Source organism: Streptomyces sp. NPDC037401, assembly GCF_055602345.1.
Genome location: NZ_JBVJWO010000016.1, coordinates 66,863 through 90,831, shown reverse-complemented (window position 1 = coordinate 90,831; position 23,969 = coordinate 66,863). Strand labels below are relative to the sequence as shown.

The 23,969-nt window shown below is 70.3% G+C and carries 24 protein-coding genes and 2 pseudogenes; 13 read left to right on the top strand and 13 right to left on the bottom strand.

The genetic code is table 11. The features are described 5' to 3' along the window. The first annotated feature begins 307 nt into the window (after positions 1–307). From ACZ7H1_RS19195 to ACZ7H1_RS19175, 5 genes are all read left to right on the top strand, one after another. Positions 308–703, top strand: coding sequence for a hypothetical protein (locus ACZ7H1_RS19195; RefSeq protein ID WP_470788077.1), 396 nt, complete (start codon positions 308–310; stop codon positions 701–703). 426 nt (positions 704–1,129) lie between these two features. Beyond that, positions 1,130–1,663, top strand: coding sequence for a hypothetical protein (locus ACZ7H1_RS19190; protein ID WP_470788075.1), 534 nt, complete (start codon positions 1,130–1,132; stop codon positions 1,661–1,663). 429 nt (positions 1,664–2,092) lie between these two features. Next, on the top strand, positions 2,093–2,632 hold the full coding sequence (locus ACZ7H1_RS19185) for a YbhB/YbcL family Raf kinase inhibitor-like protein (protein WP_470788074.1): 540 nt from the start codon (positions 2,093–2,095) through the stop codon (positions 2,630–2,632). A gap of 107 nt (positions 2,633–2,739) precedes the next feature. Beyond that, positions 2,740–3,636: an AraC family transcriptional regulator gene (locus ACZ7H1_RS19180; RefSeq protein WP_470788072.1), complete on the top strand. Its 897-nt coding sequence runs from the start codon at positions 2,740–2,742 to the stop codon at positions 3,634–3,636. A gap of 478 nt (positions 3,637–4,114) precedes the next feature. Beyond that, a complete protein-coding gene (locus ACZ7H1_RS19175) occupies positions 4,115–6,739 on the top strand; it encodes an FG-GAP-like repeat-containing protein (RefSeq protein WP_470788070.1) in 2,625 nt (874 codons plus the stop codon). 29 nt (positions 6,740–6,768) lie between these two features. Here the strand turns inward: ACZ7H1_RS19175 and ACZ7H1_RS19170 are convergent, their stop codons facing one another. Beyond that, entirely contained in the window at positions 6,769–7,326 is a 558-nt protein-coding gene (locus ACZ7H1_RS19170) for a transposase (protein WP_470788068.1), read from the bottom strand. A gap of 38 nt (positions 7,327–7,364) precedes the next feature. Next, positions 7,365–7,838, bottom strand: coding sequence for a hypothetical protein (locus ACZ7H1_RS19165; RefSeq protein WP_470788066.1), 474 nt, complete (start codon positions 7,836–7,838; stop codon positions 7,365–7,367). A 316-nt stretch (positions 7,839–8,154) separates the two neighbouring features. Between ACZ7H1_RS19165 and ACZ7H1_RS19160 the strand changes: the two genes are divergently transcribed. Together ACZ7H1_RS19160 and ACZ7H1_RS19155 are read left to right on the top strand one after the other, a co-directional pair. Continuing rightward, the gene (locus ACZ7H1_RS19160) at positions 8,155–8,403 is read left to right on the top strand and encodes a DUF6087 family protein (RefSeq protein ID WP_470788064.1); all 249 of its coding nucleotides are present in this window, start codon (positions 8,155–8,157) and stop codon (positions 8,401–8,403) included. 693 nt (positions 8,404–9,096) lie between these two features. Beyond that, positions 9,097–9,789 carry an N-acetylmuramoyl-L-alanine amidase gene (locus ACZ7H1_RS19155; protein WP_470788063.1) on the top strand — a complete coding sequence of 231 codons (693 nt, stop codon included), beginning with the start codon at positions 9,097–9,099 and terminating at the stop codon, positions 9,787–9,789. A 16-nt stretch (positions 9,790–9,805) separates the two neighbouring features. On the opposite strand, the gene ACZ7H1_RS19150 is transcribed toward ACZ7H1_RS19155, so the two are convergent. From ACZ7H1_RS19150 to ACZ7H1_RS19135, 4 genes and pseudogenes are all read right to left on the bottom strand, one after another. After that, a complete protein-coding gene (locus tag ACZ7H1_RS19150; protein ID WP_470788061.1) occupies positions 9,806–11,281 on the bottom strand; it encodes a M1 family metallopeptidase in 1,476 nt (491 codons plus the stop codon). Positions 11,282–11,372: 91 nt separating this feature from the next. Next, positions 11,373–11,759: pseudogene (locus ACZ7H1_RS19145) on the bottom strand (transposase); the annotation flags it as partial. After that, complete coding sequence (locus tag ACZ7H1_RS19140; RefSeq protein ID WP_470788059.1) at positions 11,759–12,370, bottom strand: SGNH/GDSL hydrolase family protein; 612 nt, start codon at positions 12,368–12,370, stop codon at positions 11,759–11,761. The gene ACZ7H1_RS19140 and the pseudogene ACZ7H1_RS19145, both read right to left, overlap by 1 nt. A gap of 443 nt (positions 12,371–12,813) precedes the next feature. After that, the gene (locus ACZ7H1_RS19135; RefSeq protein WP_470788058.1) at positions 12,814–13,227 is read right to left on the bottom strand and encodes a winged helix-turn-helix transcriptional regulator; all 414 of its coding nucleotides are present in this window, start codon (positions 13,225–13,227) and stop codon (positions 12,814–12,816) included. Positions 13,228–13,312: 85 nt separating this feature from the next. Here ACZ7H1_RS19135 and ACZ7H1_RS19130 point away from each other — a divergent pair, with 85 nt between their 5' ends. Both ACZ7H1_RS19130 and ACZ7H1_RS19125 read left to right on the top strand, forming a co-directional pair. Next, a complete protein-coding gene (locus ACZ7H1_RS19130) occupies positions 13,313–13,591 on the top strand; it encodes an NAD(P)H-binding protein (RefSeq protein ID WP_470788056.1) in 279 nt (92 codons plus the stop codon). A 923-nt stretch (positions 13,592–14,514) separates the two neighbouring features. Beyond that, on the top strand, positions 14,515–15,006 hold the full coding sequence (locus tag ACZ7H1_RS19125; RefSeq protein WP_470788054.1) for a DUF4436 family protein: 492 nt from the start codon (positions 14,515–14,517) through the stop codon (positions 15,004–15,006). A gap of 240 nt (positions 15,007–15,246) precedes the next feature. On the opposite strand, the gene ACZ7H1_RS19120 is transcribed toward ACZ7H1_RS19125, so the two are convergent. From ACZ7H1_RS19120 to ACZ7H1_RS19105, 4 genes and pseudogenes are all read right to left on the bottom strand, one after another. Next, on the bottom strand, positions 15,247–16,869 hold the full coding sequence (locus ACZ7H1_RS19120; RefSeq protein WP_470788052.1) for an alpha/beta fold hydrolase: 1,623 nt from the start codon (positions 16,867–16,869) through the stop codon (positions 15,247–15,249). 15 nt (positions 16,870–16,884) lie between these two features. Next, complete coding sequence (locus ACZ7H1_RS19115; protein WP_470788050.1) at positions 16,885–18,228, bottom strand: alpha/beta fold hydrolase; 1,344 nt, start codon at positions 18,226–18,228, stop codon at positions 16,885–16,887. 703 nt (positions 18,229–18,931) lie between these two features. Beyond that, a pseudogene (locus ACZ7H1_RS19110) lies at positions 18,932–19,120 on the bottom strand (SAM-dependent methyltransferase); the annotation flags it as partial. A gap of 295 nt (positions 19,121–19,415) precedes the next feature. Then, entirely contained in the window at positions 19,416–20,315 is a 900-nt protein-coding gene (locus tag ACZ7H1_RS19105; protein ID WP_470788048.1) for a LysR family transcriptional regulator, read from the bottom strand. Positions 20,316–20,427: 112 nt separating this feature from the next. Here ACZ7H1_RS19105 and ACZ7H1_RS19100 point away from each other — a divergent pair, with 112 nt between their 5' ends. The 4 genes from ACZ7H1_RS19100 to ACZ7H1_RS19085 all read left to right on the top strand — a co-directional run bounded on the left by ACZ7H1_RS19100 (position 20,428) and on the right by ACZ7H1_RS19085 (position 22,334). Beyond that, entirely contained in the window at positions 20,428–20,778 is a 351-nt protein-coding gene (locus ACZ7H1_RS19100; protein ID WP_470788047.1) for a DoxX family protein, read from the top strand. A 249-nt stretch (positions 20,779–21,027) separates the two neighbouring features. After that, positions 21,028–21,372 carry a hypothetical protein gene (locus ACZ7H1_RS19095; RefSeq protein WP_361763539.1) on the top strand — a complete coding sequence of 115 codons (345 nt, stop codon included), beginning with the start codon at positions 21,028–21,030 and terminating at the stop codon, positions 21,370–21,372. Between the two features lie 34 nt (positions 21,373–21,406). Continuing rightward, positions 21,407–21,700 (top strand): hypothetical protein, encoded by a 294-nt coding sequence (locus ACZ7H1_RS19090; RefSeq protein ID WP_361763542.1) that lies wholly within the window; start codon positions 21,407–21,409, stop codon positions 21,698–21,700. 184 nt (positions 21,701–21,884) lie between these two features. Next, positions 21,885–22,334 carry a transposase gene (locus ACZ7H1_RS19085; RefSeq protein WP_470788202.1) on the top strand — a complete coding sequence of 150 codons (450 nt, stop codon included), beginning with the start codon at positions 21,885–21,887 and terminating at the stop codon, positions 22,332–22,334. Here ACZ7H1_RS19085 and ACZ7H1_RS19080 read toward each other — a convergent pair. The 3 genes from ACZ7H1_RS19080 to ACZ7H1_RS19070 all read right to left on the bottom strand — a co-directional run bounded on the left by ACZ7H1_RS19080 (position 22,331) and on the right by ACZ7H1_RS19070 (position 23,926). Beyond that, positions 22,331–22,660, bottom strand: coding sequence for a hypothetical protein (locus ACZ7H1_RS19080; RefSeq protein ID WP_470788046.1), 330 nt, complete (start codon positions 22,658–22,660; stop codon positions 22,331–22,333). The two genes, ACZ7H1_RS19085 and ACZ7H1_RS19080, sit on opposite strands and share 4 nt — an antisense overlap. Positions 22,661–23,448: 788 nt before the next feature. Next, complete coding sequence (locus ACZ7H1_RS19075) at positions 23,449–23,640, bottom strand: three-helix bundle dimerization domain-containing protein (RefSeq protein ID WP_470788045.1); 192 nt, start codon at positions 23,638–23,640, stop codon at positions 23,449–23,451. Positions 23,641–23,761: 121 nt separating this feature from the next. Further along, a complete protein-coding gene (locus tag ACZ7H1_RS19070; RefSeq protein WP_470788044.1) occupies positions 23,762–23,926 on the bottom strand; it encodes a SpoIIE family protein phosphatase in 165 nt (54 codons plus the stop codon). Positions 23,927–23,969: the final 43 nt, after the last annotated feature.

Here is a 23,969-nt window from a genome sequence, read left to right as displayed (position 1 = left end):
CCCGGCTCACCCGGGGACGGGAAGGCCGGTCGAAGGACACCCCTGTTGCGCCCTCTGCGTGCCTCCGACCTTGAGGAACCCCGTGCGGTGCGGGTGCTGCGGGTGGACGAGTTCGCCCTGCAGAAGAACCACAACGACGCGACACCGCTGGTCGACCTTGAAGCCCGCCGTCCGATCGCACATCCTGCCCGGGCAGCTGCACCCCAGGCTGTCCGGATCGCAGACGTGTCGGCAGGTGCAGGAGGCCGTGTCGCTTACCTGACCGGCAACCGCCCTTGCCGGAAGACGGGTCCGGCAGACTGATCGCATGAACCGCGACGACCTGCAAGCCGCGCTCGATCGGGACGACAGCACCTCCGCACGTGCCGCCCTGGCCGAGCTCCAGGCAGGTTCCGACTTCGAGCTCTTCCAGAGCCAGACCGCCTCTGCACACCAGCTCCGGGACATCTGGTCCCACCGGCATCAGGTCATGCTCGACACCGGCGTCACCCGTCGACCCGGGCTGGCCGAAGCCGTCGACCGACTCCATGCCGCAGGAACAGCACGGATCTACCTGGCGACGATCACCGGATCGCAGGGCGGTTCACCATCTTCCTCACGGAGGATCTCACCCGCTCCATCGCCTGCATGTAGGCATCAACCTCATTGTGTTGGGCGCTCTAAGCGGTCGACGATCGTCAGCCGGGCGGTGGCGCCGGGGTGACGATCACTGGTGGGCGGCCACGCCGAGCGGACCCTCAGGTTGCCGGACTGCGACGGTGAGTTGCGGTAGCGCGCACCGCGCTCCCGCCGTGCGTCATCGGCGGGGCCGGGGCCGGGGCCCTCTCAAGGCGCACGCTTGGTAGTGGTTCATGCGTGCGAACACTGTCAAGAAGTGGCCTTGAGCCTTTATTCCTGGCAAATCAGCCGCTGCCGGTCATGCGTGCAATTCCGTTGCTACGTTCTGCCCGTCGTGACAGCGGCATGAGCCGCCGTCCTTGCAGGGAGGGTATGCATGAGCATCCGGGAACGGCAGTCGAGGCGGCGCGGTATGCCAGGGCTGGCGCAGAGCAGTGAATCGGCCGGCCCCTTCCGCGGGGTGGGGAGAAGACGTACGGGGGTGGCGGTCGCCAGAGGCAGAATCGCGGCGGTGATCGGAGCGATCGCGCTGATCGCCACCGCGATGCTCGCCGGTACGGCGGGCACGGCCGCCGCCGCGGAACGGGGGGCGCAGGTCGCGGCAGCCGGGTGGGCTTGCTCCGGGTCGCCCATCGAGCCCGGGTACGTGATCACCGACTACAACCGCAACTTCTGTAACGGCCAGGGTGCGTGGTACCACCAACTGGCTCATGACGGCATTTGGGCCTGCTCGGGCTCGCCCATCGCGCCCGGGTACGTCATCACCGACTACAACCGCAACTTCTGTAACGGCCAGGGTGCGTGGTACCACCGAGTTGCCCATGACGGCATATGGGCCTGCTCGGGCTCACCCATCGCGCCCGGGTACGTCATCACCGACTACAACCGCAACTTCTGTAACGGCCAGGGTGCGTGGTACCACCGAGTTGCCCACGACGGCATATGGGCCTGCTCGGGCTCACCCATCCCGCCCGGCTACCGCACCACCAGCTACAACCGCAACCTCTGCAACGGCCAGGGTGCCTGGTACCTCGTGAGCGCCTGACCGGCCGCGCGCCGGACGCTTGACAGACGTCTGTCACCGGCCGGTACGACGCGTTCCGTGGCCAGGCGCGGGCGGAGCCGTCCTCGGCCCGCTCGCGGGCGGGCAGGAGGTGACCACGGCGCCCTCGCCACCGCCGCTCCGGGACGATCGGCCCGTCCAGCGGGTCCGCCGGTCCCAGTGGCGCTGACCTGGTCTGATCTTGGGCCGCAAGTCCCGGGTGGCCCTCGACGTGTGCCCTGGCCGGACGGTCTTCCCATGCCTTGCTCCAGCGCCGGGTACCTCCGACGCGACACCGGCGCCTCGGGCCGGGCAAAGATCGCAACTTCTTGCACGATCCTCCCGGGCATAAGCCTCTCCCGCCGGATTCGTGCTCCGATGGGGACACGCCCAGGGCAGCGGCCCTCGTAGACACGATGAAGGATCAAGAAGTTGAGTGATCAGGTGCAACGGCCTCCTCTGCCGCACGACTTCCACCCGCCGGTGCCCGAGTTGTCGGTGAGCAGCACGGATGTGACCGACGGCGGGACCCTCCCGGACGCACACGTGTACGCGAAGGGGAATTCCTCGCCGCAGATCGGCTGGTCGGCCGGGCCTGAGGGCACCGGCAGCTACGCGGTCACGTGCTACGACCCGGATGCGCCGACCGGCAGCGGGTTCTGGCACTGGACGGTCTTCGACATTCCGGCGGACGTCACCGGGCTGCCGGCCGGGGCCGGAACCGGGGACTTCGCAGGGCTGCCGCCCGGTGCCGTCCAGGTACGGAACGACTACGGCAGCAGGGACTTCGGGGGAGCCGCGCCCCCGGCAGGGGACGGCCCGCATCGGTACGTGTTCACTGTGTACGCCGTCGACCGGGAGAAGCTTGGCCCGGACGCGGACGCGTCGCCGGCCCTGGTCGGCTTCCACCTGCGCTTTCACGCCAGCGCCCGCGGCCGGATCATTGCGCACTACGAGGACGTGGGGGAGTAAGCGCCCCGGCCGGTCCGGCGCGCAGGGGCCCGCCCGGTTCTCGCACGTTCTTGCACGATCCTCTTCCTGGCAGGGGGATTCTGCGGGGCGCGTGATGAGATGGGGGCATGTCTCTCGACGAGCTCCGCGACCTGCTGGGCCGCCATGCGCGGCCCGATCTGGGCACGGCCATCGACGGCGTCCGGATCTGCCGGGCCGAACCGGGCGCCGAGCCGGAGTACGCGATGTCCGGCGTGGTGCTGGCGGTCATCGCCCAGGGGACCAAGCGGCTCGCGCTCGGAGACAGGGTGTACGAGTACGGCGTCGGCCAGTACCTGGTCGCCTCGGCTGATCTGCCGGTGGTGGGACGCATCGCACAGGGGCCCGAACTCGGATTCGGCATGACGCTGGATCCCGCCGTCATTGCGGAGCTGATGCTTCAGGCGGGGCCCGGCGACCTGCCGCCGTCGTCCCGGTCGGCCCGGCCCGGGATCATGGTCAGCGACGCACCGGCCGAACTGATCGACGCCGTCGTGCGGCTGTTGCGCCTGCTGGACCGGCCGCGCGACCGCCGGGTAATGGTCCCTCTGATCAAGCGCGAGATTCTCTGGCGGCTGATGACAGGGGAGCAGGGAGAAACGGTCCGGCAGCTGGGCCTCGCGGACAGTGGCCTGACTCACATCACCCGGGCTGTGGGCTGGATCCGCGAGCACTACGCCGAGGGCTTCCGGGTCGAGGACCTGGCGCAGTCCTCCGGGATGAGCGTCTCCGCGTTCCACCGGAACTTCCAGTCGGTCACCGCGATGAGCCCGATCCAGTTCCAGAAGCAGATCCGCCTGCAGGCGGCCCGGCTGCTGTTGGCCCGTCGCCCGTACGACGTGACCGGTGTCGCCTCCAGCGTGGGATACGACAGCCCCTCGCAGTTCAGCCGTGAGTACAAAAGGCAGTTCGGCGCGCCGCCGCGCGCAGACGCGACACGTATGCGAGCCCGCACCGCTCTCGTGGCGGCCGCGCCAGGCGGGTAGCGAAGAGCCTGCCATCCTGCCCGACGCCGACGCCGACGCCGACGGTCAGGGCCGGCCTCTTCGAGAGCCGCCTCGGCAGCACGGGGCAGCCGCCGACCGGCCACGCTCAAGGCTGCGCGGCCGTCATCCGATGCCGAGCTGCCCGCCTTGTTGGGGTATCCGGCCGGCAGCACGCGGGCGGCCTTGCGTTCGGCCGGGCTGAAATCACCCGGCTTGGCGCGGGTGCTGCCGGCGCGCGTGCCGCTCATCGTCGGGTGTTCCTTCCGGTCGGTTCGTACCGCGTCCACCGAGTTTGGTGCCTGCCGCACCGCAGGCATCGGCTGGTCGGCAGGGTACGGACCCGGCCCGCCTACCACCTTGGCCAAGTTCTCAGCCGACCGCCCTGGCCAAGTTCTCAGAGGGACGCCGTACAACCTTCGGAGCGGGTCGCCAGTCAAACCTGGTGATCGTCACAGCACGGAGAAGAGGAATCCGCTCCATGGGCCCACACATCTGCACGCGCGGCCGACTGGCCGTCGCGGTGGCCACCGCAGCACTGGCCGCAGCCGGGGGCACCGTCCCGCCGCTCCTCGCGAGCCCGGCCGCCGCCGCACCGGCACCCGCAGCCGGATCCGCATCGGCACCGCTGCCGCCGTGGAACCTCCCGCAGGAGGTGACGAAAGACAAGATCCAGATCGCGGAGAAGGAACTGGTCGTCACGCCGGACGGCCGGGCGGTGGCCCTGTGGAACTCCCACAGCCGCTGGACGAAGCGGCTCCACACCGCCGTGCGCCCCGCCGACAGCGGCACCTGGGGGCCGCGCCGGGTGCTGTCCATGGATCCGGCCACGCGCGGGAACCTCCAGCTCGCGGTCGGGACGGACGGCTCGGTCACCGCACTGTGGGGCGAGGGCCCGGGGGACTGGACCGCCGACCAGCCGGCCGCGCTGGCCACCCGGGTCATGACCGCCGTCCTGCCCGTCGGCGCTGACACCTGGACGAAACCGCAGATCCTGATGGACACCGCGGACGGCCGTCTGTTCGCGGACATACGGCTGGCCGCCGGGCCGGGAGGCACGTACACCGCGGTCTGGTCGGAGCAGACGAAGGAGACGCACACCAAGCCCGTCACCGACCCGGAGTTCGACCCGGGAATCACGACCGTGATGGCGGCCACCAAGGCGGCGGACGGCACCTGGGGCGTACCGGAGCCCCTGGCCACCGCCCCGCAGGGCGGGTACGCGGGCGACCCCGCCGTGACCGTCACCGCGGACGGCGCAGCGGTGGCCGCCTGGCGCCTCAGGACGGCTGCGCACACGTACCGCATCGAGACCGCGACCCGCCCCGCCGGCGCCGCCCGCTGGGGCGCCGCCCGGGCCCTGTCCGCACCCGCCAGGGGCACCGGCCGCCCCGAGCTGGGCTCCGGGCCCGACGGCACCCTGGCCGTGGCCTGGGCGGTGAACGCCAGTTGGGCCGACACGTCCCACCACGCGGCGGTCCGGCGGCCGGGCAGCCCGGACTGGACCGCAGCCCCACTGCCATGGCGGCCCGACGCGCACCGCGACGGCCTGCCCAGCCCGCGGCCGCTCGTCGGCCCAGACGGCGGCGTGACCCTGGTCTGGTGGGAGGCGAAGACGTCCGGTACCTACGAGGGCCTGGGCTTCTTCAGCAGCACCCTTGCCAAGACCGACGCGCACTGGCCCGCACCCACCCGGCTCAGCACACCAGCCAAGCGCTCCCTCTACTCGGACCACGACGTGTCGATGGGCCCCGATGGCGTCCTGCGCGTCCTGTGGGTCCAGGACGGCCGACTGACCACGGCCGCGCGCAACCCCGCGGACGGCTCCTGGAACGCGCCCGCAGCCCTGCCCACGCACCGCAAGACACTCCTGGCGGCAGAGGAAGCGGACCAGATCGCGGCCGGCCCGGACGGCTCCGCCACGACCCTCTTCGAGCTGCAGGACTCGAGCTGGCAGGGCGACATGATGTCGCAGCGCACCAGCAGCCTGCCCCCGGTCGGCGTGGTCTCCTCGAGGGTGCCCGCGACGGCGAAGCTGTACGGCAGGGTCCCGTTCGACGCCGTGGTCTGGGCCCCGACGTGGACCCTCAACCAGCCGGCCCGGATCACCCTGAGCATGTCGTCCCCCGGAGGACGGTGGTCCGCGGTCTTCGACGAGCAGGTAGCGGACCCGACGTTCGCCTTCCGGTGGAACGGCCGGGCGCCCGGCGAGACCATCGCCCCGAACGGGCCCGTCCGCTGGGAGCTCAAGGCCACGCCGCCGGAATCCCCCACCGGCACGGTCCTGGCCACCGGCACGCTCACCGTCACCGGCGGAAACGCCGTGCACCGGGACTTCGGCTCGCGGGCGGGCGTCCCCGACGGCACCGCGGACTTCTTCCAGACCACCGCCTCCGGCTCCCTGCGCATCGCGTACGGCAACCCGGCCACGGGCAACTTCAGCGGCAGCAGCACCTCCACCGGCTGGCCCAAGGGCTTCCTGCCGATCCCCTTCGGCGACGGGGACCGCGACCGCTGCAACGACACCCTGGTCCGCCTCGCCACCGGCGAGATGCGCATGTACACCCCCGCCTGCGGGGCCGCCCTCAAGCCCACCAGCCCGTACCGGGTCCTGGGCAAGGGCTGGAACGCGTACGACGTCATCGCCCCGGTCGGCGACATCAACGGCGACTGGCGCCCGGACCTGCTCGCCCGCGACCCCAAGACCGGCAGCCTGTACCTCTACCACGGCACCCCCGCGGGCTGGCTGACCCCGCGCACCCTGCTCGGCACGGGCTTCAAGGACTACAAGAAGATCGTCGGCGCCGGGGACCTCAACGGCGACGGCTTCGGCGACCTCCTCCTCCAGGACAAGGGCAACAAGCTCTGGCGCATGTACGGAACCGGCAAGAGCACCTTCGGCGCCCGCACCCTGCTCACCGAGAACTGGGGGGCCTCGTACAACGCCGTCGTCGGCGCCGGGGACCTCACCGGCGACGGCCGGCCCGACCTGCTGGCCCGCGACACCGCCGGAAGCCTCTGGCGCTGGAGCGGCACCCGCAAGGGCACCTTCACCGCCAAGACGAAGATCGCCACCGGCTGGCAGGTCTACAACGGCGTGCACTGACGCGGACGGCGGAGCACCAAGACCGTGTCCTATGTGGTGAGGCGGATGAGGCGTCTGTAGCAGCAGATTGCTGCGGCGAGGCCGAGAAAGGCCAGGTAGTTGCGGGGATGGCGTTTGTAGCGGTGGTTGAGGCGGCGATACCCGGTCAGCCAGGACATGGTCCGTTCGATCACCCGCCTGCGGCGCCCGAGTCGTTCCGATGACTCGATGCCTTTGCGGGCGATGCGGACGCCGATCCGTTTCCCGCGGAGCCATTTCCGCAGGTCGAGGACGGCGCGGGAGAGATCGAGGAGGCCGGCGTCGTCGAGCCGGTGCAGTATCTCCTCGTGCAGTCGGCCCCGGACTCCTGCTCGCGACCAGATCAGGAACCGGCGGTGGGCAGTCGACTTCGATGTCCCGAAGCAGGGTGGCAGTGCCCGCCGGGCACAGCCACTCATCAGGACATAGACGATCGCGGCGAACAGCGTCTCATCAGGGGTGTCCTGCGTCCCGCCGCCCTGTGGCCGAACCCTCGACTGCCGGATCAACGGCTCCGCGATCTCCCACAGCCCGTCCGGAACAATCCAACTCCATGTACCCCGCCCCATACCGACACCGACGAGGTCTCACCACATAGGACGCGGTCCTACTCACCTCGGGCACGGCGGAAGCGCACGAAATCGACCTCGCTGGCGTTGGTGGCGAAATCGACTCGCCAGTGCCCAGAACCGAGTTCGATGACGCCTACCCCGTCATACGCTTGGATCTCTCCCGGGTGGGCGGCCCCGTCGTAGGCCGAATCGAACATGTAAAGGCGGCCATCGGCCAGCGAGATGACGTCCACTCCGACAGAGTGCCAGGCACTTGCGGGGATCTTCTCGGGATCGTGGTCGGCTTCGTCGATCGGATAGCGCACGATGAACCCGCCCTCGTGGTCCGCTGCGAACCACGTGAGGGTCTCGCCGTCAAGGATCAGGACGGGCCGCCCCTGCACATCGACCCACCCGAAGCCCCCGAAGGGCGTCCCCTCGGAAACCGGCGGATTGCACGCCCGGTCATAGTCGCACTCCGGGCCGTCCGGATCACCCCAGGCCCAGCCCTCAGGAACCGCAAGGCCCACGGGAGGCAGAGTCCCCCGCCAGTGCTCAGCCGTCTCTGCCGGGACCACGATGACCGGTCCGCCACCCGAAGCCGTCCAGGGTCGGCCGCGTTCATCGATGTTGGGCCCCATGAGTACCTCCGGCATTGATCTCCGTACGCCGCCGCACGCCCTCGTGCGACGCCGGCAATGCTTTCATGCGCATGGCGATCACGGGTGAGCCGGCCGCCCGGGCCCTACCCGGTTCGGCCTCACCATCACCCCCGGCAGTGCTACACCATGGGTGGACGACCCGCACAACGGCGTGCCCTCAGCGCGCCAGCGGTAAGGAGAAGCAGTGGACAGCAGCGAAACCCCCGAGGCTCCGCGCCGAAACAGCCTGGAAGCATGGGCTGCCCGCCGTGAGCGGCGCAGGCATACGGATCACTGGCTCACCGGCACCCGCCGCGCCGTCCCCCTCGCCCCGGGCGCCCGCGCTGCTCGTATGGCCCCCGACGCCCCGCGATTGCTACTTGAACGGAACTCCGACGGCCGGTGGTCCCAGTTGGTGTCGCCGCCGACCACGCGGAGGCTGCCGGGTTTCTAAACGACGAACTCCGCTGACGGCGAGCACCTTCCCACGCGAGCTGGGGCGGCCGCCCCAGCTCGCCGGCGGAGGAGGCGGTGTCCGGCTCGGCCGTAAAGCTGGCGTTTCAAGAATTTGATCTTGCAGTTCGCACCCCTCGGCGCGGCCGTTGTGGTGGGGCAGGGTGACTGCGGCGTCGACTGCGGAGCGGTCGCGTTCGAGCCCTGTCGTGAAGAAGGCAGAAACGGCAGGCCGGCCGCGCGGGACCGGGTGATCCGGTCGATCAGTGCAGCGGCGTTGCCAGGGGTCGGGATGAGCAACTCGGCGAAAGTGTGGACTCTCCGCGCTCACCCGCCGCGTCCTGCCGACACGGCGACTTCCCCAGTCGTGACGACCTCATCGACAAGCCCCCGCCACGGGGCGCGGTGACCCTCGTGTTGTCGCCGCGCGCGGGAATCGGCCGACGGGCCCCGAACGAGGGGGACCTGGACCGGTGGCATGGTGGACCGCATGGCAGTGGAACGGGGTGGCGCCTGCCGGCGGGACGGGCCCGGTCAGGGGTGAGGGTGTGCGCCGATTGGTGGGGGATCGGCTTGCTGGGGTGCGGGCACTGGTGAAGGATCAGATTACGTGACGTACCGCCTATATGTCGTGATGCCGCGATTCATGGCGTGTCGTCCTCTGCGTGCCTGCTCGACCTCATGAGGAGTGGCCATGGAAGACAGCCCGCTTAGCCGTCGACGGCTGTTGTGGGGTGCTGCCGGCGCCGCGGGTGCGGCTCTGGCCGCTGTCGGGCTGCCCCAGCTGATGGGGCCCGAGGAGAAGGGGAAGGCTGCGCTGCCGAGCCCCGTACGCAAGGCCCCCGTCGCCGCCGGGCCGCCTGCGACCCTGCGTCGGGACACCTCGGTGGACTACGCCCCCGCCGTCTGGGTAGACGCCTCCGAGTCCAACTACACGCCCTCCGACCGCCCCGAGGCGTATCCCATCGAATACGTCGTCATTCACCTGACGACGGACCGCTTGCCGACCATGCTCGCCCTGTTCAACGACCCCGCCGAGAGGGTGTCCGCGCACTACGTGATCAGCGCAACCGGCACGCGGATCGCCCAGTGCGTGCGCGAGCGCGACGTTGCCTGGCACTCCGGGAGCGTTTGGTACAACCACCGGAGCATCGGTATCGAGCACGAAGGCTGGATCGATCAGCCTGTTTACACCGACGAGATGTACGAGGCATCCGCCGTCCTCACGGCCACGATCTGCGCGAAGTACGACGTGCCGGTCGACCGGGACCACATTCTGGGCCACGTCGAGGTCCCGCTGTCAACTCACGAGGACCCCGGGACGGCGTGGAACTGGAACAAGTACATGAAGCTCGTCGAGACCGCCCACCGGCGCATCAGGACCTGACACCGCGTCGACCCCATCACGCGGGCTTGCCGTCGCCGTAGAGCCACGAGGCCCAGATCGAGTCGAGGTCCCGGCCGGCCTTGGCCTCCGCGTACGCGGTGAAGTCGTCCGTGGAGGCGTGGCCGTGGCGGTGGCGCAGGGTCCAGCCCCGCACCAGGGCACGGAAGCCCTCGTCGCCTACCGTCTGGCGGATCCTGTGGATCACCATCGCGCCGCGCACGTACACAGGCTGGCCGGAGATGTCGGAGGCGCTCGGCGGCTCGGCGGGCGGGAAGTCCCACTCGTCGTCGTCCGCGGCCTTGGCGTGGTTGCGGTTGAAGTGCTCCTGGGCGCTGGCCCCACCGTGGTCCTCGGTCCACAGCCACTCCGCATAGGTCGCGAAGCCCTCGTTGAGCCACATGTCCCGCCAAGTTCGCGGGGTGACGGAGTTGCCGAACCACTGGTGGGCCAGTTCGTGCACCACGTTGATGGTGTGGAAGATGCCGGCCGGAATGGTCGGCCTGGTCTGGGTCTCCAAGGCGTAGGGCACATCGGCCGCCTGATCGACGATCACCCCGGCGGCGGAGAAGGGGTAGGGACCGAACCTCCCCTCGGCCCAATCCATGATCTCGGGGAACCGGCCGAGGACCGCTCCGTCCTCGTCCACGCTCGCGGTCGTGTCCATCGCCGACACGACCGGGACGCCCGATCGGGTCCGGGAGGTCCTGATGTCGTAGCTGCCGATGGCCACGGTCGCCACATGGCTGGCCATGGGCTCGGCCTGGTGCCAGTGGAAGGTGGCGCGGTCGCCGCTGGTGCGCCGGGCGCGCAGCCGCCCGTTGGAGATCGCCTGCACCCCCTTGGGGACCGTGACGGTGATGTCGTACGAGGCCTTGTCCGAGGGGTGATGGTTGCCCGGGAACCAGGACATCGAGCCCGTCGGCTCACCGAACGCGACCGCTCCGTTTTCCGTCCTCAACCAGCCTTCGCGCCACCCGTGGTCATGGGTGATCGACTCCGGCGTGCCGGCGTAGTGCACGACGCTGCGGAAGGCGGCGCCCTTCCTGAGGTGATCGCGCGGCTGCAGGGTCAGCTCCTGCCCGTCCCGCCGGACCCGTGAGCTGCGGCCGTCGACGGTGGCGCTCAGCACCTCCATGCCGAGGAGGTCGAGATTGAAGGCGCTGAGGTCCTCGGTGGCCTTCGCGGTGATCTCCGCAGTGCCCTCGAGGCGGCCGCTGCCGGGGTCGTAGGCCAGGGTCAGGGCGTAGTGGGTGACGTCGTAGCCATCGTTGCCGAGCTCCGGGAAGTACGGGTCACCGGCACCTGCGGCAGCGGGGTGCCCGCCCCGGAACACCGTGCCCGCAGCCCCCGTCCGAGCGGTGTCCGCGCCCGTACGGGCACCCGTCCCACCGCCGCCACGGCCGTCGGACCCCGAGCACGCGGGGAGTGCGGCGAGCAGGGCCGCGACCGCGAAGGCGGCCAGACGTCCGGAAGTCTTCACGCAGCCGATCATGACCCAGCCCCCAAGCACCCCGACCTCGCCACGCCGTGCGCATGGCCTCTCCGGCGGGCACGGCCCCGGATGCCGCCGACCAGGTTGCGCTGGAGGTGAGGCGGCCGTCGAAGAGGATGTCGAATTCGTCGAGAGCGGCTTTCAAGCGGTTGCTCCAGAGCTAACGGCCCCGGCCGGTGGGATCGAGAGCGAGGGTGGCCAGGTAGAGCCGCTTGAGGGCCTCTCGTTCGGGAAGTGCCCGCAGGCCTGTGCCGCCCTCCGGTAGCGCGCGTTCAGATTCTCGATCGCGTTTGTCGTGCAGATGACCTGGCGGATCGCCGGCGGCAGGGAAAGGAACGGACGAACTCGTTCCAGGACCGTTCCCAGATCCCACTGATCGATGGAAACCTGCTGCCCCACTTCTCCTTGAACTCGTCAGCGGGCACCAGGCCTGCGCTTCGTCGACGGCTGTGTAAACCGGCTTGAGATCCCGGGCGATCAGGTTCTGTCCTCCATCGGTCCGAGGCCCAGGGTCCGCAGGGTGTGCTCGGCCATGCGGAGGTGGCCGACAGCGTTGGGGTGCGCGGGGTCGTCGAGCCAGGCGATCGGATCGGCAGTGCCGAAGTGCTCTAGCCAGTGCGCCTCGTGGTCCACCAGCGCAATGCCGGCCTCTTTGGCGAGCTCCCGTACGGCCTGGGCGTAGGCGGGGAGTGCGCCGCGGGCTTCGCGGCCGGCGATGCTGACCAGTACCGGGGTGTGCAGCACGATCTGGGTCTGCCCGGCTGCCCGGCCGACTAGCTGGTGCATGGCGTCACGGAACTCGGGCAGCCCGGCGTGGCCGGCGCGGGCGTCATTGGTGCCGAGTGATATCGACAGGACATCCGGATCGAAGCGTCCGACGAGATGGTCGTAGGCGTCGAGCACATCGACAGCACGCCAGCCGGACACGCCGGTGTTGATGACGACGTCGGTGAGTCTGTCCATCTGCCACCGGACTCGTTCCTGCAGATGTTCCACCCACCCCCGTGCGCCATGGGTGTGCAGCACGGCCTGGGTGATGCTGTCCCCAGTCGCCACCCATGTCATGGGCGCAGCAGAAAGCTGGATCACGGTGTTCCCTCCCGTTGCGGTCACATCGTCCGCGTTCAAGATCAATCTACAGCGCGGGAACATGCCGGGCCTTGTCCTCCCTCGGCTCCCACAACCAGAAAGTGCAGTTCGCCACGCAGGGTGACCAGGCTCGCCGTCGCCGTTCGCCGGGTTCGAGAGCAGCGGACTCTCGTAGCCCGAAAGGCTGCCCTCCGGCCGCTTCTGGCACTCTCCCGATTCGCATGAGTGTCCTGCGGCCAGCGGTGCCGGCGTGACGCCACTGGCCCGGCTCACCGCTCCGGGTGGAATCCCTGGTCCTCCTCGTCCGGCCGCAGCGGAGCGAACTGCCGGAGTCCGTTGCCCCGGATCATCCACATGCGGAGGCAGAAGTCCGTGGAGGGGGTTGATCAGGCCGTCCGCGTCGCAGTCGGCAGGGTGTCGGCTGGCTGCTGGAGCCCATTCGGTCAGCGGATACCGGAGTCGGGATGCACGGCATCCCATTCTCGGCGTGCTCGCGCGATGGCATCGCGGTGGTCGGCCGACCAATCCGCAAGGGCTCGCACCAGATGTGTGAGGCTGTGGCCCATCGTCGTGAGCTCGTACTCGACCTGCGGAGGCACTGCCGGGTGCACGGTCCGGGTGATCAGCCCGTCGCGTTCCAGCCGACGCACAGTGAGCGTCAGCATCCGCTGCGAGATACCGGGGACGGCGCGTTGCAGCTGTCGGAAACGACGTACGCCCTGGGCCAGTTCGACCACGACCAGGACCGACCATTTGTCCCCGATCCGGTCGAGCACCTCACGGATCCCGCAATCCTCGTGCTCGTCGCCGCAAGTGACCACGGGTTCGGTGGTTACCCCTGTGTGCCCTACTGACATGGAAGTGCCTCCTTACGCCTCGTGACGCAAACCCGCAGGATGATCCCGGTTACTGAAGAGAACCTACCGGAACGGGAAGACCCCGATGATCCCGGTTACCGGAGCTGCCGGTGCCTTGGGCGCGCTGATTGCCGAGCGGCTGGCCGACCGTGACGACACGGTCCTCGGAACGCGCGATCCTCGGCAGTGCCCGGCTGTGCTGCCTGTCCGCCGCATCGACTTCGACGATCGCAGCACCCTCATCAGGGGCTTCGACGGTGTGGATGTGCTGGTCCTGATCTCCGCGGGCCAGGGCGAGGACGACACCGCCACAGCCCGGCACGGCGCTGCCATCGAGGCCGCCGAGAAGGCAGGTGTGGGGTAAGTCGTCTATACGAGTCTGACCGCCGACGGCGATCACCTCCCTTACGCGCTGCCGCACCGCTGGACTGAGAGGCGGCTCCGGGAGAGCACCATGGGCTGGACGATCCTGCGCAACGGCCCCTACGCGGAGTTGCTGGCCGGGCTCGCGCCGTTGGAGGGCGGCCGGATCACTGCCCCGCTCGGTGAGGGCCGTCTGGCAGCCGTTGCGCGGGCGGATCTGGCCGACGCTGCGGTGCGGGTGACGGTGGAGGCATCCGCTCACGAAGGACGCGTCTATGAACTCGTCGGCGAGCAGGCGATCGGCGGCGCCGACCTGGCCCGCGCACACGGACCGCACGTCTCCCATGACCCGGAGACACTCGGCCAGGCCGCGCGCGCATCGCCGCCTCCGGCGCCGAACTGTTCCAGGTGCCGATGCTGGTGGGTACCTACTCCGCCATCGCTGCCGGATTCATGTCCCGAACCGGTGGTGACCTTCGTCAGCTCCTGGGCCGCGAACCCCGATCCCCGCTCGCAGCAACCCTCGCATAGCCCCAGAACACAGGACCCGCGCCTGGCAGCTCTGGCCGACGCGAAACGCTCTGGTCGATCTCGTAGCCGCGGCCACGGCGATCACCGCGTGGATGCTGTGCCTGCGCGTGCGAGGCTCGCTCCTCTGCCCACATCGGCGGTGGGTCCTGACAGGCCGGGTCTCAACGGTTCGGGCGGTGCGCGTAGCTGCAACGCCACGGGGTGGTGCGTTCGGGTGCACGTGGCGTGGTGACAACCCGTAACCCTGTTGTCCGTCAGACACCATGGGAGGCGGGCCGCGTCATACGGCCCGCCCCGCATGAGATCTCCGAGGCCGCACCGCGTCGGCGCGAGGTCCGCTCCCCATGTCGGGCCGGACGAGTCTGCTTCCTTCCCCGCCTTGTCGGAGTCACCATGGACCCCTTGCCGGACCCACCTCGTCCACGCCGCCCCGGGGCGTCGATCCTGCCGGTCCTGCTGCCCATCCTGGCCCTGATCGTGGTGGCGGTTTCCGTGGGCTCGTGGCTGCAGTTCACCGAGCGGGAGTCGGTCGACACGGTCCACACCGTCGGCCCCGCAGCCGCCGACCGGGTGGACGTGGAGACCAACGTGCAACGCGTCGACGCTACGGCCAGAGAGCTGACACTACGGGTCTGGGTCACGCCGCGCGGGTCCGTCGGCGAGGCGGACGGGGGCGCCCGGGTGGCCGATCTCCGCCTCCAGACCTCCGGGGCCACCATCGCTCTCGCGGCGTTCCGCAACATCGCGCCCGGCACACCCCCGATCGGCTGCGTGCTGGACTGGTTCGCCTTCCTGTGGGCCGAGACGATCATCGCCCTCTGCCTGATCGTGGTGGTCATCAACGGGGTTCGCACGGCACTGCACTCGGAGGACGCAGCCCGGTAGTGCACGGCAGCTGGTTTCGCAGGGCGCAGCGGGCCGGCGGCAGGTGGGGGAGGCGCCGGGCCAAGTGGTGACGAGGTGGGGGAGGGAAGGTCTGGGCCTCGTAGAGCGGCGGGCCCTGACAGGGGCCTCCGGTGCCGGCCGGGTGCAGGACCGCGGGGAAAGGCGAGGGCTATGAGGCGGCCCCGCGCTCCTGGGAGGGCGGGGCCGCGTGGGGGGGCCTGGGGACGATCGCGAGCGTGCCTACGGCGCGATCTCGAACTGCGGTGGCTGGAGGCCCGCCAGGCATCCCGTGTCCGGCCTGGCCGGGGTTTCGAAGAACGACGTGGTGATCGTCTGTGCACACCGCGAGTCGGCGAAGACCACGTGGGCGACGTAGGGGACGGTGACGGCGGTCGACCGGCTCAGCGTGCGGGCGGCGTACGCTCCGTTGCTCGGCGCGGTCTGGGCGTCGAACCCGCCGGACAACAGGAGGGTCGGGATGTCGCTGCGGGTCACGTCCCGGACGGAGGGCGGTGCCGCGGGAACGTCCCAGGCGCGGCAGTCGTCGTGGAGCCAGGCGAGCTGGGGGGCGTTGGCCAGCATCGAACGGGGGAACGAGGGGAACGCGCGGCGCCCGCCCCGGATCACGTCGTCCCTGCTCTCGTACGGGGTCCACTGGCTGCAGAAGATGCCGTAGACCAGCCCGTGGGCGACCCTTCCGATGGCCTGCGGGCTGTACCTGCCGCCCGCGAGCTGCTCGGCGATCCGCTGCGGGTTGCCGTGGGCCAGTTCGTCGATGGAGCGGGGAACCCCGGCCGGCACGTGAGTGGCGGAGGTCAGCCAGGTGACCAGGTTGGCTCCGTCCAGCACTACCTTGACCGGCTCCGGGTGCACCGGGACGGTGACGGTGGTGGTGATCGGTCGGGCCTCGAGCTCACTGACGAGCCGGAGGAAGGCGGCCTTCAGGTTCGGGTACCGGGTGTTGCAGGCGGGCTGCTCCGCGCAGGCCTTGAACAGACCGTCGAAGCCCTCGCGAGCGGCCTTCCAGGTCACGGCCCCGCCGGCGATGGACGGCGGCAGGACGCCGTCGATGCCGACCGAGCGGATGCCCTTGGGGTGCAGGCGCATGTAGTTGAGCGCCAGGTGGGTGCCGTAGGAGATGCCGAAGACGTTCCAGTGCCTGACGCCCAGCGTCTTGCGCAGGGCGTCGTAGTCGGCCGAGCTCTCGATGTCGTTGTAGGTGCTGCGGTCGGCGCCCTTGGCATCCACCCGGTCGCGGCAGGCCCGGGTCGCCTCGACGTGCAGGCGTCCGGTGGACGGCGCGTTGGAGACGAGGCCGAGGGCGCGGGCGTTGAACTCGTCGATGTCCGGGCAGGTGAGCTCAGGGTCGGCCGAGTAGGTGCCGCGCTGCGACATGAAGACCACGTCGCGGTCGCGGTTCAGGTTGCCGGCGAGCGCCATGGGGATCTCGGACACCGCGTCGTCGCCGGGTCCGCCGGCGAGCCACACGATCGGGTCGGGAGCCGGGCTGCTGCTCTCCGCGGGCATGATCGCAACAGCGAGGGTGATCTTGCGTCCCTCGTGGCCCCTGGGCCCCTGGGGCTCCCTGGGGCCCTTGGGAGAGAAGCGCTTCTCGGGCACGGTGAGGGTGCCGCAGCGGGCGCGGGCGAGATCGGGGATCGGATCCGCCGTCCTGGGGCAGGGTCCCGGTTCGAAGTGGGCGTCGCCCACCGTACGGGCGACCGTGCCGATCGGGCCGTCTTTGCCGGGATCGGCGTGCGCGGGCAACGCGGCGAGGCCGACGACGAGGGCACCGGCCGTGGCCCCGGCCAGCGTTGCCGGGAGCCGTCGCGCCGGGCGCCTACGGGTCGTGCGAGGGGACATCGTGCGTCCTCCGGGTCAGGGGATGATGGTGAACGGCTTGGGCTGAACCCCCGCCACGCAGCGCGTGTCGGGCGCGGTCGGCCGCGCCAGGAAGGAGAGCAGTACCGACGCGGCGCAGGGCTCCTGCGGCACCACCCAGTGGGTGATTCCGGGAACCACCACGGCGGTCGAGCGGGGCAGCGTACGGCCGGTGAACGGCCCCCAGCTCGCCCCGGTCTTCGCGTCGAAGGTCCCGGTGATGATGAGCGCGGGCACCTTGCTGTGGGTGGCCACCCGCTGGACCGCGGTGCGGTCCGGGACGTTCCATACGCGGCACAGGTCGTGCTCGAAGGGCAGCTGCGGTGCGTGGGCCAGCACCGAGTCCGGCCATCCGGGGAAGGCCCGGCGCCCCGCCTTCAGCACGTCGCGCTTCGAGAAGCCCGGGACCCACTCGGCGCAGGCCACCGAGTGCGTCAGCCCGTGGGCGAACTCGCCGATGGCGGGTGTCGCGCCGGCGGCCTGGGCCCGCGCGAGACGTTCCGGATTGCCGTTGGCGAGCTCGTAGAGCGCGGCGGGGACGTCGGCGGCCGGGACCAGTCGGCCGTTGGTGACCAGCAGGTTCACCAGCGTGCCCCCGTCGAGGACGACCCTCACCGGGGTTCCGCCACCGGGCGGCGGCACGGTCAGCGTCAGGGGGTTCGCCTCCAGTCGCCGGACCTGCTCCGTGAGCGTGCGGGAGAGTTCGGGGTAGCGTGCGTTGCAGGCGGGCTGGGCCTCACATGCCGAGAAGATCGCGTTGATCCCCTCCTGGGCGCTGTCCCAGGCCCAAGGCAGGCTCACGATCTGCGGCGGAACGACCGAGTCGATCGCCAGCGAGCGGATGCCCTGGGGGTGCCGACGCAGGTAGGTGAGACCCAGGTCGGTACCGTAGGAGTAGCCGTAGACGTTCCACTTCTTGATGCCCAGGGCCGTGCGCAGGCCCGCGAAGTCCGCGGCGTTCTCAGTGGTGTTGTAGGCCGTGAGGTCGTTTCCCTCGGCCGTCAGGCGGTCCCGGCACTCCTTTGCCGCGCGTACCAGCCCTCGCCCGGTGGACGGCGCGTCGTAGGGCAGGCCAACGGCGGTCGCGTTGAACCGGTCCATCTCCGGGCAGGCGAGGTTCGGCTGCGAGTAGAGGGCGCCGCGCTGGGTCATGACGATCAGATCGCGGTCCCGGTTCACACCGGAGGAGATCAGGAAGGGGATGGCCCCGATCGCGTCACCGCCGGGTCCCCCTTCCATGAACACCACCGGGTCCGCGGCGGGCGTGGACGATGTGGCGGGGATGATCGCGACGGTCAGCCGGATGGTCCGTCCGGTGCGGCGGGCGCGGTTCTCCGGCACTTCCAGGAACCCGCACCGACCGGGGATGGGGTCGGGCGTGTCCGGGCAGGGACCGGGCACGAACCGGGCCACGGTTTCCCGCGGTGGTTCGCGGAGGGCCGACGGCACGGCGCTGCTGGCTGTCGGGGCGACAGCACCGAGGAAGGCCAGGCCTGCCGCGACGAACGCCGCCCCGGTGCGCACTTCGCGCGCGCCCCGGAAGCGTCGCCGTGTGTACGGAGGCTGCTCCCTCCTCCGTACGGACCTGCCGCTCCTTCGGACGGGCGGCAGACAGCCCGCGCTGATGTCCTCTTCCGTCATGTGATCTCGCTTCTCCTCACGTCCGCGGCCACCCCGGCGGGGGCGCACACCGCGTGGCTCGGCCCGCTGCCGCGTGGCCGGCGCGGGCACTGCGTAGGTCAGCCTGCGGGCGAGGGGAGACGCCCACCACTCGTGGGCTCCACTCGGAGCAAGCCGGGAGCGCACCGCCGTCCGCGGCCAGGAGCACCGCCTGCTGGGCCGTACCGGCCCGCGACGGCAGGACACCGGACACGATGGGTGGGCATCCCCCATTCGCGGGCCGGCGCGGAGCCGGGGACGCGTCGGCTACGGGCCCGTGGCGGAGCGGTCCCAGCGGGGCTGCCGGTACGGCCCTCGGAGGATCACCGCCGACTTTGTGAATGCCTTCTTGATGTGCTCTCAGATCGTCCTTGCGGGCCATGTGACAGCCCTCGACGGTGGCTTGGTCCTCGGCCTTGCGGCGCCGGTACGGTTCGCCGATCAGCATCATGCCGCCGGGAACGAGACTGCGCCGCAGGAGTTCGACGGTACCCGCCACGCCATGGCCGATCCCGGTCGCGCCGGTGCAGGCGGTGATGCCAACGGGATCGTCGGCGACATGGCCCGAGGCGTCCCAGGTTCGCCGTGGATCTGGCGGCATTGGTCCACGCCGCGAGGTGTCAGACCGCGGGCCGCTGCTTCGGACCCGAACTGCGTGTGGAACGAGTCAGGATGCCGACCGGCACCCCGTCGTGGCCAGTGCGTCATCGTCGAGCGCCAGGTTGAGGTCCTGGGTTATGGTGCCGACTCGACGGCGAGCCGGTGGCAGTCGGCGCCCCGCACGGTGGGCGTGACGCGCCGACGACCTGTAGGCGTCATCGTCGGCAACGAGACGCCGGGCCTTCCTCGGGTTGCGAGCCATCAGCATGTCACCCCTGGTCGGGTCGGGTATCGAGGCAGCAGCGTACGAAGTCCTGGACCTCGGGGGCGGTGTCGTTCGAGGGAACCCAAGCGACGCCGACCCGGCTGGGGCTGAGGCCGCTGACGGGCCGGTAGGTGATACCGGGGCGGGCGTAGAAGCGGGCGGAGGACTCGGGGGCGAGGGCGATGCCGTAGCCGTTGGCGATCGCGCTGAGCCAGTCGTCGGGTTGGTCGGTGACGGCCCCAACCCGGACCGGGTGGCCTTCGCGTTCGTCGGTGGCCAGCCAGTACTCCCGCCACGCGCCGGTTTCGGGCGGGGCTGCCACGAACGGCTCGTCCCACAGGTCCCGGAAGGGGATCCGCTCGCACGCGGCGAGCGGGTGGGAGGCGGGCAGGGCGACCCAGCGGGGCTCGGTGAACAGCACCTCCACGCGCAGGGCGTCCTGGCCGGGGAAGGGCAGCCGCAGGAGGGCGACGTCGACGTCCCCGTCGGCGAGTCCGGCGGTCGGGTCCGACCACGACGCCTGCCGCATCTCGGCCCGCCACCCCGGCCGACGGCGGGCGAACGCCGCGATGATGCCCGGGGTGGTTTCGTTGGCTGCGCTGGCGAGGTAGCCGATCCGCAGGACGCGGGCCGCCCGGCCGGCCGCGGTCCTCGTATCGCACAGGACCTGATCCCAGTCGGACAGGAGCACGGGGATCCGCTCCGCCAGGGCGCGGCCCGGGCCGGTGAGTGCCATGCCGGCGCGGGACCGGGTGAACAGCGTCAGCCCGAGCAGGGTTTCCAGTTGCTTGATCTGTTTGGTCAACGCCGGCTGGGACACGAACAGCCGTTCAGCCGCGCGGGTGAGGTTCCCCTCCTCGGCCACTGCGAGGAAGTAACGCAGCAATCGGGTGTGGACGTCCATGCCGCCAGGTTATCGATGCAGGTATTGGACGCCAAGAGGGTAGCGGAGCGAGGGTTTTCGCAGGGGAGGCCGACCGTCGGCCCACCCCCGGTGTGCTGAACGGAGCTCGGGCATGCTCATCGCTTACCTGTGCGTCACCGCCGTCACGGTCCTGGTCAACGCCTGGGAGGCCGTCGCCAACTTCGCGAGAGCCCGGTTCGTCCTCGCCAACGCGGCCGAAGTGGGCGTCCCGCACTCCTGGCTCCCGGTGCTCGGCTTGCTGAAAGGGGCCGGAGCCGTGGGGCTCGTGCTCGGGCTCCTGGGCTTCCGGTCCATCGGGATCGCCGCTGCTACCGGGCTCGTGCTCTTCATGATCTGTGCCGTCGCCCTCCACGTCCGGGCCCGCGTCCTCCGAAACATCGCATTCCCCGGTGCCTTCCTGGGACTGGCCGGCGCGGCTCTCGTCCTCGCCGTCGCGCAGTGAACGGTCGGACGCCGGGTCACGGCCGGTCCGGGGCTCGGCATTTCCGCCGACCGACCCAACGCGCTCGCGGGCCGTGAGGCAAAGCATCTCGCGGTGACGGCGTGTCCGACATCGAGAGTAAGCCGGCTTTTTCGTAGTGGAACGGTTCGGACTCAGATGCCATGTGCCATGGGACGGCGTATGACATGGGCCCCTGTCGTGTGTGCTGACCGTTCCGGTGTCCATCGAAGCGACCATCCAGGAGATCCAGTGAGCCGTTCGTCCGCGTTACGTCTGCGTTCCATCGCCGTAGTCCTTGCCGCGGCGGCGTGCCTCGTTGGAGGTGTCACGTCCGCCCAGGCGGCTCCGGCCGGAGCCGTCGAGGGAGCCGAGCACACGTACAGCAGCGCCGTCCTGCCCGAGGTGAGGACGTTCACCGGCAACGGGATCGGCACCTCGCCGTCCCAGGCGGTGGACGGCGCGGTCCGAATGGCCTACACGAACGCCCAGTCGGCCGGCTGGCAGGCGAGCCAGTGCCATGTCCGTGCCACCGACGTCAAGTCGGTCGGCGGTGGCGTGTATGCCGCGGTCGCCAGCCTGTTCTGCCAGCGCTGAATCAGACCGATTTCCATCAAGAGGGGATTCCAGCATGACCAAGATACTCATCCGGGGTGCCGCTGCCATCGTTATCGCGGGCCTTGCGGCGTTCACGCCGACCGTCGCACACGCAGCAGTTGCCGGCGCGCAGGAAACACAGCCGTTCACGGGCTGGGCGTACGAGAACAGCCCCAACGAAGCGAAGCAGGAAGCCGAGAAGATGGCCCGTCAGCGCGCGCTGATCAGCGGATTCACCAATGAGCAGTGCGTGCTCCTCTACGCCAACTCCTACAGGCTCGCGCCCGGCTACTACTCGGCCAACGCCGCGATCAGCTGCACCCGCTGAACCTGAACCACTGAACATCCCGCTGAGGCGAACCGGTGCGCCTCAGCGGGACCCACCGGGCTGCGGTGCGGTCGGCCCGACAGTCAGGGCTTCCCGACCAGCGAGGTGCACGAAGAGGGCCGTGAGGCCCTGGGACGCTCCCGGGGCGGGCTGACCAGCAGGTCCACCTGCTGGCCGACGACCGCTGCCGGCCCCTGGTCTGGCTCACCTGGCCCGGCCAGCGCGGGGACGGCCCGATGTTCATCCCGCTCATGCAGGTGCTCAAGGTGTCCCGGCCCGGGCCCGGGCGCCCCGCACCCGACCGAACAGGGCCCGCGGCGACAAGGCGTACTCCAGCCGAGCCAACCGCGCCTACCTGCGCAAACGCGGGATCAAAGCCACGATCGCACAGCCGGACGACCAACGGCCAACCGCCGCCGACTGCAGCCGGGCCGGCGGCCGCCCACCCGCCTTCGACCGCGAGCAGTACCGCCAGCGCAACACCGTCGAACGCACCATCGGCAAGCTGAAACAGCACAGGGCAATCGCGACCCCCTACGACACACGCGACTACATCTTCCACAGCACCCTGACCACAGCAGCCATCGTCATCTGGCTCCGCGACCTCATCAAAGGGCCATCAGACAGTGCCTAGGGGAGGATGATCCGGGCGGAGGGGTGTTGCCGTGCGAGGACTGAGCGGATGCGCTGTTCCAGGACGGTGGCCCATTGCTCGGCTGTGGGGTTGTTGCCTTCCTTCGGTGTGTGGACGAGTGCTTCGGTGCCGCCTACGCGCATCAGAACGTGGCGGAACCGTCCGGTGGTGAAGCTGATGCTCTCGTCTCCCGGGCCGGGATCCGTCGGGCGAAAGCACTTCCACATGGTCCGGCCCGCGGCCTGGTTCCGTGAGGCGCTCCGCTTGTTCAGTGCGGTGAGCTGAATGTGGGCGCCGTCGCCGGCACCGCCGTTGCCCACGCTCAAGGTCACCACGTCCGTGCTGCGGGCGCGTGTGCCGACGTCCTGGGGCGGGACTCGGCACTGCCGCGGGCCTGCTTCCGCGATGGCGTCCGCGGTGTCCCGCCAGCCTGCTGCCCTTCCGCGTCCGGAGTGCCAGCCTGCCGGTAACTCTCCTTCCGCAGGAAGCATCTGCCGAAGCTGCTGCAGAACGGACGGAGCCACCGAGCTCCGCTGCCCCGGCCCTCCGCCCGCCGAGGCCGACGGCTTCCTGGATCTGTCGGCCTGCTGCGCACCGTCTGTGGCGGAGCATGCGGTCAGCACCGCGGCCGCGGCAGTGCCAACGACCAGAGTCCGGCATCCGGTTCGTGTACGTCGTTGCATCGTGCCCCCTGGAGTACGTGCCCGCCGTCGCCTTGCACGGCTGACGCTAGCGGTGCCTCGCGGCACGAGGCAGGCCGCGCGGGAGTCCTTCGCCCGGCGCACGGGGAGCGGTAGTCCGCCGTTCGCCTGCCGTGCACGGTTGCTGCGGGCGCTGCGTCGTCGTCGGCGTTTCATGGGGCTGTCGATGTTCTGCGGTACCAACCCGTGCGATGGCCGGGACAAGCCGAGTTCTTGCCGCCATGGCGTTGGCCTCGGCGCCGGCCAGGACGCCATGGTGGTCTGCACGCGCCGCTTGGGCATCACCCCTCCGTCGCCCGCACCTGTGGTACATCGAGCCCGCACCGTGACCGCCGAGCGCCCGAGATTCAGCGGTGGGGGCGTACGGCCGAGGCAGGCCTTGTTGCCTGCCTGCCTGCCTGCCTGCTCACTGCTCACTGCCTCCTGGCACCGTCTGGAGGCGGGCTGGTTCTCGGCCGGCGAGGCGTGTCCGCATCCGTGCCGGGTCTGGCAGTGCGTTCGCCGTGTGTATCGGAGGGCAGGAGGTCCTGGGCCCGGCGCTCCATCAGGACGGGCAGGTAGGTACGCACTCGTGCGTACCTGAGCTCGTCGTACGCCGTCAGCACCGCCCCGTGCCCACGTCAGCGTCCAGGTGGGGGTGAGCCTTCACCAGTCGCGCGGCCACAAGGCAGACCTTCACCGGCCACCTGGAGGTCCGCGGTACCACGGCGGCGACTTTGCAGGACCTCACGGACGCCTACGGACGATGAGGCAGGTCGCCGGACGCCGGTTCTCGTCCGCCGCGGCCAGCTGCCGCAGCACGTGGTGCGGGGCGAGATCGGTGGCGGCGGCCTCGCGCAGGAGCGAGCGGTAGGCGTTCATGTCGACGGCGGCCTCCAGACAATGGCCCACGCGAGCTCGTCCGGCGTGGCGTACCGGGAGCTGACCTCGGTCA